This is a genomic window from Streptomyces sp. NPDC002853, assembly GCF_053591915.1.
The window spans coordinates 287,139-302,633 of record NZ_JBSFUS010000011.1; the positions used below are offsets into that span (position 1 = coordinate 287,139).

Sequence of the window (15,495 nt, forward strand, 5' to 3'; positions counted from 1 at the left end):
CATTCCCGTCAGGCGCACATAAAGTTCATGGGTACCAAAACTGCGACGCATAAGCCTAACACGGACGAGGGACCCCCCGTTTCGGGACCCCCCACATCCCGCACAGGTCCCGGTGACCCCAAGGGTCGCGTCGCTTCACGGACCGCGAGATACCTGCCGCGCACACCTTCCTCCTTTCGGGGCGTCCCGCTACCTTCAGCCAAACAATCGCTTGGTTGAGCGACGTGTGGCCATGGCGACCGCTACCGAGGAAGGCGGCCCGATGCGCATCTCCCGAACCCGTACGGCAGTCGGAGTCGCGGTCTCCGCGCTCGCGCTGAGCACCCTGCCCGCCTGGGCGGCCCACGCCGACCCGACCGCACCCGAACGCGGCACGGCCCGGCACGCCGCCCCGCACCACCCGCGGCCCGCGTACGACGGCGTACGCCACATCCCCCTCCAGGGCGCCGTCAACGTCAGGGACCTTGGTGGCTATCGCACCTACGACGGCGAGCGGGTCCGCTACGGCCAGGTCTTCCGTGCCGACGCCCTCGCCAAGCTCACCGACGCCGACATCGCCACCCTCGCCGGGCTCCGCCTGAAGAAGGTCGTCGACTTCCGGGTGCCCGCCGAGGTCCAGTACGACGGGCCCGACCGGCTGCCCGCCGGGCTCGCCCCGACGGCCCGGCCCATCAGCGACAACGGCCTTTTCACGACGCTGATGACCGTGATCGGCTCAAGGGACCCGGTCAAGCAGGAGGAGATGCTGGGCAACGGCAGGGCGGACTCCTTCATGCGCGACGTCTACCGCACCTTCGTCACCGACGGCCCCAACCGCGCGCAGTTCGCGGCGACCCTGCGCGACATCGCGCACGGCGGCAAGACGTCACCGCTGCTCTACCACTGCACGGCCGGCAAGGACCGCACCGGCTGGGCCAGCTATCTGCTGCTGCGCGCGGTCGGCGTCCCCGAGCACACCGCCGTACGCGACTTCCTGGCGTCCAACACCTATCGCGCCGCGTACGACGCGAAGGTGCGCGAGGGCCTGAAGCAAGGCGGTCTGATGCAGAACCCCGAGCTGTTGATCCCGCTCCAAGAGGTCCGCACCGGCTATCTGGAGGCGGCCCTGACCGAGGTCAAGAAGGAGTACGGCGGACTCAACGGCTATCTGAGGAAGGGACTCGGGCTTGATACGCGGACGATTCTCGCGCTGCGGGAGCGCATGGTCGGCTAGGAGATCCGGCGGTCGGTCGCCACGGGGATCAGGCGGTCACGATCCCCTGTGCCCGCGCCGCCGCGAGCCAGGCCGGGAACTCCCCCACCAACTGGTCGTACAGCCGGTCGTCCGGGACGGTGCGCGGGTCCTGCCCGGCGTGGAAGAAGCCCGCGTTGTCGACGGCGCGCTTGGCGGGGACGGCGAGTTCGTCGAGCTTGCGGAGGTAGTCGAACTGCTTGCTCTTCGCGTCACCGAAGCCGATGAACTGCCAGAACAGCGGCAGCTTCGACGCCTTGCACAGATACCGCTCGGCGGCGAGCTTGTTGATGGGGCCGCCGTCGGTCTGGAAGACGACCAGGGCGGGCGCCGTGGAACCGCTGTCGACGTAGTGGTCGATCACGGCGTCCATCGCCAGGTGGTAGCTGGTCTTTCCCATGTGGCCGAGTCCGGCGACGATCTCGTCGATGCGCCCGCGGTGGCGGTCGAGGGCGATCTCCGTGACGGCGTCGACGTCCGTGGAGAAGAAGACCGTGGGCACGGTGCCGTCGTCGTCGAAGTGCGCGGACAGGCCGAGGACGCGGTCGGCGAGGGCCTGGACGGTGCCGTCCTTGTAGTACGGCTTCATGGAACCGGAGTAGTCGACGACGAGGTAGACCGCGGCGCGTTCGCCGTTCAGGCCGTGCTTGTCGAGGCTGGCCCCGGCGCTCTTGTAGAGGTTCACGAGGGCGGGCGCCGCCTCTTCCACCTTGCTCAGGCTGATCGCCGATTCCATGGAGCCGAGGGTACGGGAGAGGCTGGAGGCGTGACGTGATCTCTTACGGGCTCGACGGCAAGGCCGTACTGATCACCGGAGCGGGGCGTGGGCAGGGGGCGGCCGAGGCACGGCTCTTCGCGGAGGCGGGGGCGCGGGTCGTGGTCACGGACGTGCGGGAGGAGGAGGGGCGCGAGGTCGCCAAGTCCCTCGGCGCGCAGGGTCTTTTCGTGCGCCATGACGTCACCGGCGCGGAGAGCTGGGCGTCGGCCGTGGCGGCCGGTGTCGAGGCCTTCGGCCGCCTTGACGCGCTCGTGAACAACGCGGCGCTGTGGCGGACGGCTTCCGTGGAGAAGGAGACGTACGAGAACTTCGACGCGCTGCTCCGGGTCAATCTCCTCGGCCCGTTCCTGGGCATCCAGGCGGTGCTGCCCGCGCTGCGGGATGCCGGCGGCGGCTCGGTCGTGAACGTCTCGTCGACCGCGGGCCTGGTGGGGATTCGGGGGCATGCGGCGTACGGGTCCACGAAGTTCGGGCTGCGGGGGCTTACGCGGAGTGCGGCGCTGGACCTCGCGGAATACGGGGTACGGGTCAATTCCGTTCACCCGGGGGCGATCGACACCCCGATGATCTCCTCGACGTCCGCGGGGCGGGACTGGTCCCACCTGCCGCTGGGGCGGATGGGCCGCCCCGAGGAGGTGGGAGAGCTGGTCCTCTTTCTCGCGTCCGAGGCGTCCTCGTACATCACGGGGGCGGAGTTCGCGGTGGACGGTGGGTCGACCACGGGATGACACGGGGTGATCTGTCCCGGGCCCCGCCGGTCCGCACCTGTCGGTGGAGCCGGATCCGGAAGGCGCGCTACCGCGAAACCGCACGTACTCTTGTGCGAATGAAACGTGCAGGGCTCCTCCTTCTCGCCGTCGCCCCGGTCGCCACGATCACCGTCTACCTCCTGGGCGGGGACTCCGACAGCGATGCCGCCGCAGGTCAGCACGGGCCCGGCAGCCAGCGGCCGTACGACAAGGACAAGTCGGCTTCCGAGATCAAGGCCGACGACAAGCTGATCGCGGACCTCCCCCCGGGCCTCGCGACGCCCGCCAAGAAGGAGCTGGCCCAGAAGCTCGTGACGAGCGCGGAGAACTCCACGCTGAACTGGCGCGGCCAGTACGGCTACATCGAGGACATCGGCGACGGGAACGGCTACACCGCGGGCATCATCGGCTTCTGCACCGGCACCAACGACCTGCTGACCCTCGTCGAGCAGTACACCAAGGACCACCCGGACAACGGCCTCGCCCGCTATCTGCCCGCCCTGCGCAAGGTCGACGGCAGCGACTCGCACGAGGGCCTGGACCCCGGTTTCACCGAGGCATGGAAGGCGGAGGCCGCGAAGCCCGCGTTCCGCAAGGCGCAGGACAAGACGCGTGACAGTGTCTACTTCGACCCGGCGGTGCGCCTGGCCAAGCTCGACGGGCTCGGCACGCTCGGCCAGTTCATCTACTACGACGCGATGGTCCTGCACGGCCCCGGCACCGGCCCGAGCGGCTTCTACGGTCTGCGCGAGAAGGCGCTGAACGAGGCGGACACACCCGCCCAGGGCGGCAAGGAGAAGGCGTACCTGGACATCTTCCTCGACATCCGCACCAAGGCGATGAAGGAGAAGAAGGCCCACCGCGACACGACCCGCGTCGAGACAGCCCAGCGCCAGTTCCTCTACGACGGCAATCTGGCCCTCAAGACGCCGCTGACCTGGAAGGTGTACGGGGAGACGTTCAAGGTTCCGTAAGCGGTCCCCCTGAACGCCCCCCGCCGGGTTCAGCCCTTGACGGCTCCGGCCGCCAGGCCCGAGCCGAGCTTCCGGTGCACGATCACGAAGAAGATCATCACCGGCACGGTGACCAGCGTGGAGCTGGCCATCACCGGGCCCCAGGCCGTGGAGTTCTCACCGAAGAACTGGTAGATGCCCACGGCGGCCGTGTACTTGTCGCTGCCCTTCATGAACGTGTACGCGAAGACGAACTCGTTCCACGCCGTGATGAAGGCGAAGATCGAGGTCGCGACGAGTCCGGGCGCCACCAGCGGAAGCAGCACCGACCGGAACATCCGGAACCAGGACGCCCCGTCGATGTACGCGGCCTCCTCGACCTCCTTGGGCACGGTCTGGACGAAGCCGCGCAGGGTCCAGATCGCGAAGGGCAGCGAGAGCGCGACGTAGACGATCGTCAGGCCGAGCAGCGAGTTGAGCATGTCGTAGTCCCGCATCTGGATGAAGAGCGGGATGACGAGCGCCTCCAGCGGCACCATCTGCACTATCAGGACCATGATCAGTACAGAGGTGCGGAACCGGAACTTGAAGCGGGCCACCGCGATGGCCGCGAAGAGCGAGAGCACCCCGGCGGCGATGATCGTGCCGAAGCCGACGAGCGCCGAGTTCAGCAGGTACGTGCCGAAGTTGCCCTTCTCGAACACGTAGGTGAAGTGCTCGAAACTGAGCCCGCTCGGCAGCACGTCCGAGCCACGTGTGACGGCCTTCGGGTCGAGTGCCGTGGAGATCATCCAGTACACGGGGAAGAGCGTGAAGAGCAGCAGCGCGGCGACCGCGACGGGCAGGCCGATGCGTGCGGCGGGTGTGGTGCGGCGGGTCGTCACAGGTCCTCCTCCCCCTGCCGGAACAGCGTGCGGATGTAGACGATCGTGATGGCGAGCAGCAGCAGGGTCAGCAGGACCGCGGCCGCAGCGCCCGTGCCGTAGTCGTTCTTGGCGAACGCCTGGATGTAGGAGAAGACGCCGAGGTTGTAGACCTCTTCGTTGGCGCCGTCACCGCCCGGCATCAGATAGATCTGGGTGAAGACCTTGAAGTCCCAGATGGTGGAGAGGATGGTCACGACGAGGAAGACGGGCTTGATCGTCGGCACCGTGATCTTCCAGAACCGCTGCCAGGCGTTGGCCCCGTCCAGCTCCCCCGCTTCGTAGAGCTCCTTGGGGATCGTCATCAGGCCCGCGAGGACGGTGATGGCGACGAACGGGAATCCGTGGTGGACGACGTTCAGGGTCGCGATCGCGTAGAACGGCCCGCGCTCGGTGAACCAGTTGGTGGTCTCGGGGTCGATGAGCCCGATCGAGCCCGCGATCTGGCTGACCATGCCGTCCTGCGGCTGGAAGAGCCAGATCCAGACGTACGTCCCGGTGACGGCGGGCATGGCCCACGCCGCCAGGATCGCGATGGAGCAGATGAGGCGCCATGCGGGGCCCAGGCGGTTGAGCAGCAGCGCGACGAGCGTGCCGAGCGCGACGGTGAGGCCGACGCAGGCGATCGCGAAGAACGCCGTGTTGGGCAGGACCGTCTTCCACAGCAGTCCGCTGCCGAGCAGGTCGGTGTAGTGGTCGAATCCGGTGTACGTGCCCACTCCGCCGCCGAACTTGACGGCGTAGTCCTGCATGGAGAGCTTGCCGACCTGGATCAGCGGCCAGAGCAGCAGGCCCGCGAGGACCAGGAGGGAGGGAGCCAGGAGCAGCCACGGCCGGGCGAGGCCGACCAGTTTCTTCTTGCGGAGGGCCGCTTCGTGTTCCGGGCGGGGGGCGGCGGGGCGACGGGCCTCGGCGCCTTCCTTCGGCCCGTCGCTGACGAACGTGTTCTTCACAGTGCCGACTCGCCCTTGCCTACTTGTCCTTGGCGAAGATCGCGTCCATGTCCTTGGCGGCCTTGTCCGCCGCTTCCTGGACGGAGGACTTGCCGGTCAGGATCGACTGCACCATGCCGGGGATGACCTTCGACGCCTGGATCTCGCCGTACGCCTTGGTCTTGGGGACGGTCGCGCCGGCCTCCAGCATCTGCTTGGCGAACGGCTCGACCAGCGGGTCCTTCTTGGCCTCGATCTTCTTCAGCTCGGAGTTCTGACCGGGGAAGTAGTTGGTCTCGGCCGCCCACTTGGCCGCGAAGTCACCCGTGGTCAGCATCTTCACGAACTCCCAGGCGAGGTCCTTCTTGTCCGTGTTGAACGTGGACAGGTAGGAGCCGCCGAGGAAGGACTTGCTCATGCCGCCGGTCTGGCCGGGGATCGGCACGGCGCCCAGCTTGCCCTTGAGGTCGGGGTTGGCCTCGACGATGGCCTTGGGGGTCCAGTTGCCGTTGACGGACATCGCGACCTGGCCCTTGCCCCAGGCGTCGCCGACCTCCTTCTCCGTCCAGGTGTTCACCTTGGCCGGGGAGACCTTGTCCTTGGTGGCGAGGCCCGTGTAGAACTCGATGCCCTTGACGGCCTCGGGCGAGTTGATGCCGGACTTCCACTTGCCGCCCTGCTCGGTGGCGAGTTCGCCTCCGGCGCCCCAGATGAAGGGGGTGGCGAACATTTCGGCGCCGCCCGCGACCGGGAAGGGGATCATCCCGGGCTCCTTGTCCTTCAGCGTCTTGGCCGCGGACTGGAGCTCCTTCCAGGTGGTCGGGGCCTTGAGCTTGTGCTTCTCGAAGATGTCCTTGCGGTAGACGATGCTGCGTACGCCCGCGTACCACGGCATGCCGTACTGCTTGCCGTCGAGCGTGCCCGCGTCCGCGAGGCCCTCGACGAGATCATCGTTGAGGCCCGACTTCTTGACGTCGTCGGTCACGTCGACGAGGGCGCCGGTCTCGGCGAACTGCGGCACCCAGGTCGTGCCGACCTCGGCCACGTCCGGGACCTGGTCCTCGCCGCCCTCGATGGCGGTCGTGAACTTCTTCTGGGCGGTGGCCCACTGCTGGTACTCGACGTGGATCTTGGCGCCGGTCTTCTTCTGGAACGCCTTCTCGGCCTCCTTGAAGAAGGGCCTGGCGTCGGGGTTGGTCCCCTCCATGATCCATACGGTGAGGGTCTTGCCCTTGCCGTCCGTCGCCTTGCCGCCGCTGTCGCCACCGTCATCGCTGCCGCATGCCGTCGCGGTCAGTCCGAGCGTCATGGCGATACTTGCCGCGATGACCCGTCGCTTCATACCGGCCCCCTCATGGGTACGTGCTGTAACTGCGCCGATCCGTTTGTGGGAGCGATTGTGGTCACAGGCTCAGGGCGCGGTCTAGACCCATTCGGCTAAGGGGTCCGAAACGTGATTTGCGTTGCAAGCAATGAGCGTTGCACTGGGTGCAGAGGGTTCTTGGCGGACCGGGAGCCGTACAAGCCGCCCGGAAACGCCACGGCGCCCGCCCAAGTCCGGTCGGGGACAGGGCGGGCGCCGCATCAGTTCCGTACGCCGTTGTACGGGACGTACTGGGGGGGGCGGGACTAGACCATCAGGGACCGGTCCGTCGGGCGGATGGGTGAGGGCAAGTCACTCGCGCCGGTCAGGAACCGGTCCACGCCCTTCGCGGCCGAGCGGCCTTCGGCGATGGCCCAGACGATGAGCGACTGACCGCGGCCCGCGTCACCGGCGACGAAGACGCCGGGCACGTTCGTCTGGAATTCGGCGTCGCGGGCGACGTTCCCGCGCTCGTCGAGGTCCAGGGAGAACTGGTCCACCAGACCGTTCTCGCGGTCCGTGCCCGTGAAGCCCATCGCGAGCGTCACCAGCTGGGCGGGGATCTTGCGCTCCGTGCCCGGCTTCGGCGTCAGCTTGCCGTCGATGAACTCCACCTCGGTGAGGTGCAGGAACTGGACGTTCCCGTCCTCGTCGCCCTCGAAGTGCGTGGTCGAGACGGAGTAGACCCGCTCGCCGCCCTCCTCGTGCGCGGAGGTCACCTTGTAGAGCATGGGGAAGGTCGGCCACGGCTGGTTCGGGTTCCGGTCCTCGCCCGGACGCGGCATGATCTCCAGCTGCGTCACGGAGGCCGCGCCCTGGCGGTGGGCCGTGCCCACGCAGTCCGCGCCGGTGTCGCCGCCGCCGATGACGACGACGTGCTTGCCCTCGGCCGAGACCGGGGTCGTGACGTAGTCGCCCTCCTGGACCTTGTTGGCCAGGGGCAGGTACTCCATCGCCTGGTAGACACCCTTGAGCTCGCGGCCGGGGACCGGGAGATCGCGTGCCATCGTGGCGCCCGCGGCGATGACCACCGCGTCGTACCGCTTGCGCAGCTTCACCGCGTCGATGTCGCGGCCGATCTCCACGCCCGTACGGAACTTGGTGCCCTCCGCGCGCATCTGCTCGATGCGGCGGTTGATGTGGCGCTTCTCCATCTTGAACTCGGGGATGCCGTAGCGCAGGAGGCCGCCGATGCGGTCGGCGCGCTCGTACACGGCGACCGTGTGACCGGCCCGCGTCAGCTGCTGGGCGGCGGCCAGACCGGCCGGGCCCGAGCCGATGACCGCGACGGTCTTGCCGGAGAGCCGGTCGGGCGCCTGCGGCAGCACGTCGCCGGTGTCCCACGCCTTGTCGATGATGGAGACTTCGACGTTCTTGATCGTGACGGCGGGCTGGTTGATGCCGAGCACGCACGCCGACTCACAGGGCGCCGGGCAGAGGCGGCCGGTGAACTCCGGGAAGTTGTTCGTGGCGTGCAGCCGCTCCGAGGCGGCCGACCAGTCCTCGCGGTACGCGAAGTCGTTCCACTCCGGGATCAGGTTGCCCAGCGGACAGCCCTGGTGGCAGAACGGGATACCGCAGTCCATGCAGCGCGACGCCTGCTTGGAGATGATCGGGAGGAGGGAGCCGGGGACGTAGACCTCGTTCCAGTCCCGGACGCGCTCCCCGACCGGGCGGGTCTGCGCGACCTCGCGGCCATGGTTCAAAAAGCCCTTGGGATCAGCCATTGGTCGCCGCCTCCATCATCTTCTCGGTGATCTCGGTCTCGGAGAGACCGGCTCGCTCGGCGGCGTCCTTGGCGGCGAGCACTGCCTTGTACGTGCTGGGGATGATCCTGCTGAAGCGCTCCACGGCGGTGTCCCACTCGGCGAGCAGCTTCTCGGCGACGGTCGACCCGGTCTCCTCCTGGTGGCGGCGCACGACGTCGTGCAGCCACTTCTTGTCGGAGTCGTCCAGGGCCTCGACGGCGCCCACGTTGCCGGCGTTGACGTTGTCCCGGTCGAGGTCGATGACGTACGCGATGCCGCCCGACATGCCGGCCGCGAAGTTGCGGCCCGTCTCGCCGAGGACCACCGCGTGGCCACCGGTCATGTACTCGCAGCCGTGGTCGCCCACGCCCTCGGACACGACCGTCGCACCGGAGTTGCGGACGCAGAACCGCTCGCCCGTGCGGCCACGGAGGAACAGCTCGCCGCCGGTCGCGCCGTACGCGATGGTGTTGCCCGCGATCGTCGAGTACTCGGCGAGGTGGTCGGCGCCGCGGTCCGGGCGGACGATGATGCGGCCGCCGGAGAGGCCCTTGCCGACGTAGTCGTTGGCGTCGCCCTCCAGACGGAGGGTCACGCCGCGCGGCACGAACGCGCCGAACGACTGGCCCGCCGAGCCGGTGAAGGTGATGTCGATGGTGTCGTCGGGCAGGCCCGCGCCACCGAACTTCTTCGTCACCTCGTGGCCGAGCATGGTGCCGACCGTGCGGTTGATGTTGCGGATGGCGACCTGCGCGCGGACCGGCTGGGCGTCGGTCGCGCCGGCCGCGGAGAGCGCGTCGGCGGCGAGCTTGATCAGCTCGTTGTCGAGCGCCTTCTCCAGGCCGTGGTCCTGGGCGGCGATCTGGTGGCGCACGGCGCCGCCGGGCAGCGCCGGCACGTGGAAGAGGGGCTCCAGGTCGAGGCCCTGCGCCTTCCAGTGCTTGACGGCGCGCTCGGTGTCGAGGAGCTCGGCGTGGCCGACGGCCTCCTCGATGGTGCGGAAACCGAGCTCGGCGAGGATCTCGCGGACCTCTTCGGCGATGAACTCGAAGAAGTTGACGATGTACTCGGCCTTGCCGGAGAACCGCTCGCGCAGCGCCGGATTCTGCGTGGCGATGCCGACCGGGCAGGTGTCCAGGTGGCAGACGCGCATCATGACGCAGCCGGAGACGACGAGCGGCGCGGTCGCGAAACCGAACTCCTCGGCGCCGAGCAGCGCGGCGATGACGACGTCACGGCCGGTCTTGAGCTGACCGTCCGTCTGGACCACGATGCGGTCGCGCAGGCCGTTGAGGAGCAGCGTCTGCTGGGTCTCGGCGAGGCCGAGCTCCCAGGGGCCGCCCGCGTGCTTGAGCGAGGTGAGCGGGGACGCACCCGTGCCGCCGTCGTGGCCGGAGATCAGGACGACGTCGGCGTGCGCCTTGGAGACACCCGCGGCGACCGTGCCGACGCCGACCTCGGAGACCAGCTTCACGTGAATCCGCGCCTGCGGGTTCGCGTTCTTCAGGTCGTGGATCAGCTGGGCCAGGTCCTCGATCGAGTAGATGTCGTGGTGCGGCGGCGGCGAGATGAGGCCGACGCCGGGCGTCGAGTGACGCGTCTTGGCGACCCACGGGTAGACCTTGTGGCCGGGCAGCTGGCCGCCCTCGCCGGGCTTGGCGCCCTGCGCCATCTTGATCTGGATGTCGTCCGCGTTGACCAGGTACTCCGAGGTCACACCGAAGCGGCCGGAGGCGACCTGCTTGATGGACGAGCGGCGGGCCGGGTCGTACAGGCGGTCCGGGTCCTCGCCGCCCTCACCGGTGTTGGACTTGCCGCCCAGCTGGTTCATGGCGATGGCGAGGGTCTCGTGCGCCTCGCGGGAGATCGAGCCGTACGACATGGCGCCGGTCGAGAACCGCTTGACGATGTCGGCGGCCGACTCGACCTCGTCGACGGAGATCGAGGGGCGGTCGGACTTCAGGTTGAACAGGCCGCGCAGCGTCATGAGGCGCTCGGACTGCTCGTTCACGCGGTCCGTGTACTTCTTGAAGATGTCGTAGCGGCGGTTGCGCGTGGAGTGCTGCAGGCGGAAGACCGTCTCCGGGTCGAAGAGGTGCGGCTCGCCCTCGCGGCGCCACTGGTACTCACCGCCTATGTCGAGCGCGCGGTGCGCGGAGGCGACGCCCGAGCCCGGGTACGCCTTGGCGTGCCGGGCGGCGACCTCCTGTGCGACGACGTCGATGCCGACCCCGCCGATCTTGGACGTCGTGCCGACGAAGTACTTCGCGACGAAGTTCTCCTGGAGGCCGACGGCCTCGAAGACCTGCGCGCCGCGGTAGGAGGCGACGGTCGAGATGCCCATCTTGGACATGACCTTCAGGACGCCCTTGCCGAGCGCGTAGATCAGGTTCCGGATGGCCTGCTCGGCCTCCATGCCCGGGAGGAACGTGCCGGCGCGGACGAGGTCCTCGACGGACTCCATCGCGAGGTAGGGGTTGACGGCCGCGGCGCCGTAGCCGATGAGGAGGGCCACGTGGTGGACCTCGCGGACGTCGCCCGCCTCGACGAGCAGGCCCACCTGGGTGCGCTGCTTCGTACGGATGAGGTGGTGGTGGACGGCCGCGGTGAGCAGCAGCGAGGGGATCGGCGCGTGCTCGGCGTCGGAGTGCCGGTCGGAGAGCACGATCAGGCGGGCGCCGGCCTCTATGGCGGCGTCGGCCTCGGCGCAGATCTCCTCGATGCGGGCGGCGAGGGCGTCGCCGCCGCCGCTGACGCGGTAGAGACCGGAGAGGGTCGCGGCCGTCATGCCGGGCATGTCGCCGTCGGCGTTGATGTGGATGAGCTTGGCGAGCTCGTCGTTGTCGATCACCGGGAAGGGCAGCGTGACGCTGCGGCACGTCGCGGCGGTCGGCTCCAGGATGTTGCCCTGCGGGCCGAGCGAGGAGTGCAGCGAGGTGACGAGCTCTTCACGGATGGCGTCAAGCGGCGGGTTGGTGACCTGCGCGAACAGCTGCGTGAAGTAGTCGAAGATCAGCCGCGGGCGTTCGGAGAGGGCCGCGATCGGGGTGTCCGTGCCCATGGAGCCGAGCGGCTCGCCGCCGGTCTTGGCCATCGGCGCGAGGATGATGCGCAGCTCTTCCTCGGTGTAGCCGAAGGTCTGCTGGCGGCGCGTGACGGAGGCGTGCGTGTGCACGATGTGCTCGCGCTCGGGCAGGTCGGAGAGCTCGATCTCGCCGGCTTCCAGCCACTCCTGGTACGGGTTCTCGGCGGCGAGGGCGGCCTTGATCTCGTCGTCCTCGACGATGCGGTGCTCGGCGGTGTCCACGAGGAACATCCGGCCGGGCTGAAGGCGGCCCTTCTTGACGACCTTCGCGGGGTCGATGTCCAGGACGCCGACCTCGGAGCCGAGGACGACGAGGCCGTCGTCGGTGACCCAGTAGCGTCCCGGACGCAGACCGTTGCGGTCGAGAACGGCGCCGACCTGGGTGCCGTCGGTGAAGGTGACACAGGCCGGGCCGTCCCAGGGCTCCATCATCGTGGAGTGGTACTGGTAGAAGGCGCGGCGGGCCGGGTCCATCGAGGCGTGGTTCTCCCACGCCTCGGGGATCATCATCAGGACGGAGTGCGGAAGCGAACGTCCGCCGAGGTGGAGAAGTTCGAGCACCTCGTCGAAGGACGCCGAGTCGGACGCGTCCGGCGTACAGATCGGGAAGACGCGGTCCAGCTTCTCGGTGCTGTCCTCGGCGGCGGAGGCGAACAGGCCGGAGGCGAGCTGCGACTCGCGCGCCCGCATCCAGTTCCGGTTGCCCTTGACCGTGTTGATCTCGCCGTTGTGCGCGACGAAGCGGTACGGGTGTGCGAGCGGCCAGCTCGGGAACGTGTTCGTGGAGAAGCGCGAGTGGACGAGCGCGACGGCCGTGGCGAAACGGCGGTCGGACAGGTCGGGGAAGAACGGCTCCAGCTGGCCGGTGGTCAGCATGCCCTTGTAGACGATGGTCCGGGCGGAGAGCGAGGGGAAGTACGTCCCTGCCTCACGCTCGGCGCGCTTGCGCAGGACGAAGGCCTTGCGGTCGAGCGCGACGCCGGTGCTCTCGCCGTCGGCCACGAAGATCTGCCGGAAGACCGGCATCGTCGAGCGGGCGGTGGAGCCGAGCAGCTCGGGGGCGACGGGGACGTCGCGCCAGCCGAGGACCGTCAGGCCCTCCTCCGAGGCGATCGTCTCGATCTGTGAGACGGCGCCGTCGGTCGTGCCCGCGGTGTCGACGGGCAGGAAGGCGATGCCGACGGCGTACGCGCCGGCCTCGGGGAGCGCGAAGCCGGAGACCTCGCGCAGGAAAGCGTCCGGGACCTGGAGCAGGATTCCGGCGCCGTCACCGGAGTCCGGCTCGGAACCGGTGGCGCCACGGTGTTCGAGATTGCGCAGTACGGTCAGCGCCTGTTCGACAAGCTCATGGCTGGCTACACCGGTGAGGGTGGCCACGAACCCGACACCACAGGCGTCGTGCTCGTTACGGGGGTCGTACATGCCCTGGGGGGCGGGGCGACCGTCCATGGGCGACCAGGCGTGCGTACGCATTGGCTCTCCCGTCGTCGTCGTGGCATATGCAATAAGCGAGGGACGACGTTGGCCCAGGCAAAATTTCGAGCAGGTTACATGATGGAACGCTTCTCGAAAAGCGGATAGCTCATTCCACCATGTGGACACCGCCCGGAGGAGTGGGAGCGGTGGGGGGACCTCTGCGGACAGATCGATGACCGTAGGCCCGACAGCGGCACGGGCCTCATTGCCCGCAGCGCTTACGGCTCATGCCCGGTGGTCAAGGATTCGAAACCGCCGAGTAACGGCTAGTTATGCAGAGTCCCGCATAGGACTGCAAGGGTTCATCCTACGGCGGTACCGAACAAGCTGCCCAGGGCGTACGTCACACCCGCCGCCGCCCCGCCGAGCGCGAGCTGCCGCAGGCCGCTGAACCACCAGGACCGCGCGGTCACCTTCGCCACGACGGCGCCGCAGGCGAAAAGGCCGATCAGGGCGAGCAGCAGCGCGGGCCAGAACGTGTCGGCGCCGAGCAGATACGGCAGCACGGGAAGCAGGGCGCCGAGCGCGAAGGCGCCGAAGGAGGAGACCGCGGCGACGAGCGGCGATGGCAGATCGCCGGGATCGATGCCCAGCTCCTCACGTGCGTGGATCTCCAGGGCCTGCTCGGGGTCCTTGGACAGCTGCTTGGCCACCTCGCGGGCGAGGCCCGGCTCGACGCCGCGCGACTCGTACAGCTCGGCCAGCTCCCGCTCCTCGTCCGCCGGGTGCTTGCGCAACTCCCGCCGCTCCACGTCCAGTTCGGCCTGGACGAGCTCACGCTGCGAGGCGACCGAGGTGTACTCACCGGCCGCCATGGAGAAGGCACCCGCGGCAAGGCCGACCAGACCCGTGACGACGATGGTCTGCTGTGAGACGGCTCCGCCCGCGACGCCGGTCATCAGGGCCAGGTTGGACACCAGGCCGTCCATCGCGCCGAAGACGGCAGGGCGCAGCCAGCCGCCGTTGACGTCGCGGTGGGTGTGGTTGTCGCGGTGTGCCTCGTGCAGTGCCGCTTCGGTCTCGATGATCGCCATGGTGGGCCCCCTCAGTGCTTGGACGATCTCGAAAGTACGCGCGAAAAATCGCTCTCGCCAGCAAGGAAGGCCGTACTTACCTGCATGAACAGCCGTCTGTCGAACCGGTGAGCGCATGGGGCGGAGGGGTGACGTACGCGGTGCGGATGCTCGTGTCGGGGGTGCCGCGTGGCAGGGATACACGCAACGTCTCGGCACCATGGAGGCACGGCATGACGAGCTTGACCGGTGTGACAGGAGTGGCCGGGGACCTCGGCCTGAGGGAGCGGGCGCGTGGCGCCCTTCTCGGCCTCGCGGTCGGGGACGCGCTGGGCGCGCCCGCCGAGAACATGAAGCCGTCGGAGATCCGCCGCCGCTGGGGACGCATCACCGGGTACGTCGCCGAGCATCCCGCGGGCACGGACGACACCGAGTACGCGATCTTCTCGGGGCTGCTGCTCGCCCGGCACGGCTCGGAGCTCACCGTCGCGCATGTCGAGGCGGCCTGGCACGAGTGGATCGCGGACCTCGACGAGGGCCCCTTCCGGGGCGCGGGCTTCAGCGAGCGCGGCACGCTGGAGAACCTGCGCCGCGGCCTCGCGGCGCCCATCTCGGCGCAGCACCGGCACGCGTGGAGCGACGGCCTCGCGATGCGGGCCGCCCCGTTCGGGGTCTTCGCCGCGGGACGCCCCGCCGAAGCGGCCCGGCTCGTGGCGATCGACGGCTCGGTCAGCCATGACGGCGAGGGCATCTACGGCGGTCAGGCGGTGGCAGCGGGGGTGGCGGCGGCGATGGGCGGGGCGCCGGTGGACTCCGTGGTGACCGCGGCCCTGTCCGTCATCCCGGAGGACTGCTGGACCTCCCGCTCGCTGCGGCGGGCGGTGGCGGTGGCGCATCGGGGGGAGCGGGCGGTGCGCTCCGCCGTGGTGATCGGCGGCTACCCCTGGACCGACCTCGCCCCCGAGGCGGTGGGGCTCGCCTTCGGGGCGTACGCGGCGGCCTCCGGCCATTTCCCGGAGGCTGTGTTGACCGCGGTCAACATGGGGCGTGACGCGGACACCACCGCGGCGGTGGCCGGCGCGCTCGCCGGTGCCACGTGCGGTGCCTCGGCGATTCCGCCGCCGTGGGCCGCGGCGATCGGGCCTGCGCGGGGCAGCTGCCTGCCCTCGATGCGGGGGCATCACGTACTGGACGTGGCTGAGTTGCTTGTTCCTGACCGGAGGGTCTCGTGACCGCCGACAAGC

The 15,495-nt window shown here is 69.1% G+C and carries 11 protein-coding genes; 4 read left to right on the top strand and 7 right to left on the bottom strand.

The genetic code is table 11. The features are described 5' to 3' along the window. Window positions 1-262 precede the first annotated feature (262 nt). Window positions 263-1,213 (top strand): tyrosine-protein phosphatase, encoded by a 951-nt coding sequence (locus tag ACWD02_RS30175; RefSeq protein WP_451215813.1) that lies wholly within the window; start codon window positions 263-265, stop codon window positions 1,211-1,213. A gap of 28 nt (window positions 1,214-1,241) precedes the next feature. Here the strand turns inward: ACWD02_RS30175 and ACWD02_RS30180 are convergent, their stop codons facing one another. Beyond that, on the bottom strand, window positions 1,242-1,967 hold the full coding sequence (locus ACWD02_RS30180; protein WP_451215815.1) for a vWA domain-containing protein: 726 nt from the start codon (window positions 1,965-1,967) through the stop codon (window positions 1,242-1,244). A 38-nt stretch (window positions 1,968-2,005) separates the two neighbouring features. Between ACWD02_RS30180 and ACWD02_RS30185 the strand changes: the two genes are divergently transcribed. Then, window positions 2,006-2,737: an SDR family NAD(P)-dependent oxidoreductase gene (locus tag ACWD02_RS30185; protein WP_451216019.1), complete on the top strand. Its 732-nt coding sequence runs from the start codon at window positions 2,006-2,008 to the stop codon at window positions 2,735-2,737. Window positions 2,738-2,835: 98 nt separating this feature from the next. Then, window positions 2,836-3,732 (top strand): chitosanase, encoded by an 897-nt coding sequence (locus ACWD02_RS30190; protein WP_451215817.1) that lies wholly within the window; start codon window positions 2,836-2,838, stop codon window positions 3,730-3,732. 29 nt (window positions 3,733-3,761) lie between these two features. Here ACWD02_RS30190 and ACWD02_RS30195 read toward each other — a convergent pair whose 3' ends face one another. The 6 genes from ACWD02_RS30195 to ACWD02_RS30220 form a co-directional block, all read right to left on the bottom strand. Beyond that, on the bottom strand, window positions 3,762-4,595 hold the full coding sequence (locus ACWD02_RS30195; RefSeq protein ID WP_451215819.1) for a carbohydrate ABC transporter permease: 834 nt from the start codon (window positions 4,593-4,595) through the stop codon (window positions 3,762-3,764). Further along, entirely contained in the window at window positions 4,592-5,587 is a 996-nt protein-coding gene (locus ACWD02_RS30200; RefSeq protein WP_451215821.1) for a carbohydrate ABC transporter permease, read from the bottom strand. The genes ACWD02_RS30195 and ACWD02_RS30200 overlap by 4 nt, the downstream gene beginning before the upstream one ends. Window positions 5,588-5,606: 19 nt before the next feature. Then, window positions 5,607-6,908, bottom strand: coding sequence for a sugar ABC transporter substrate-binding protein (locus ACWD02_RS30205; protein ID WP_451215823.1), 1,302 nt, complete (start codon window positions 6,906-6,908; stop codon window positions 5,607-5,609). Window positions 6,909-7,195: 287 nt separating this feature from the next. Then, window positions 7,196-8,656 carry a glutamate synthase subunit beta gene (locus tag ACWD02_RS30210; RefSeq protein ID WP_451215825.1) on the bottom strand — a complete coding sequence of 487 codons (1,461 nt, stop codon included), beginning with the start codon at window positions 8,654-8,656 and terminating at the stop codon, window positions 7,196-7,198. Beyond that, window positions 8,649-13,235: a glutamate synthase large subunit gene (gene gltB / locus ACWD02_RS30215; RefSeq protein WP_451215827.1), complete on the bottom strand. Its 4,587-nt coding sequence runs from the start codon at window positions 13,233-13,235 to the stop codon at window positions 8,649-8,651. Before gltB ends, ACWD02_RS30210 begins: the two co-directional genes overlap by 8 nt. Window positions 13,236-13,540: 305 nt before the next feature. Next, entirely contained in the window at window positions 13,541-14,272 is a 732-nt protein-coding gene (locus tag ACWD02_RS30220) for a VIT1/CCC1 transporter family protein (RefSeq protein WP_451215829.1), read from the bottom strand. A gap of 212 nt (window positions 14,273-14,484) precedes the next feature. Here ACWD02_RS30220 and ACWD02_RS30225 point away from each other — a divergent pair, with 212 nt between their 5' ends. After that, window positions 14,485-15,483: an ADP-ribosylglycohydrolase family protein gene (locus ACWD02_RS30225; protein WP_451215831.1), complete on the top strand. Its 999-nt coding sequence runs from the start codon at window positions 14,485-14,487 to the stop codon at window positions 15,481-15,483. Window positions 15,484-15,495 lie beyond the last annotated feature (12 nt).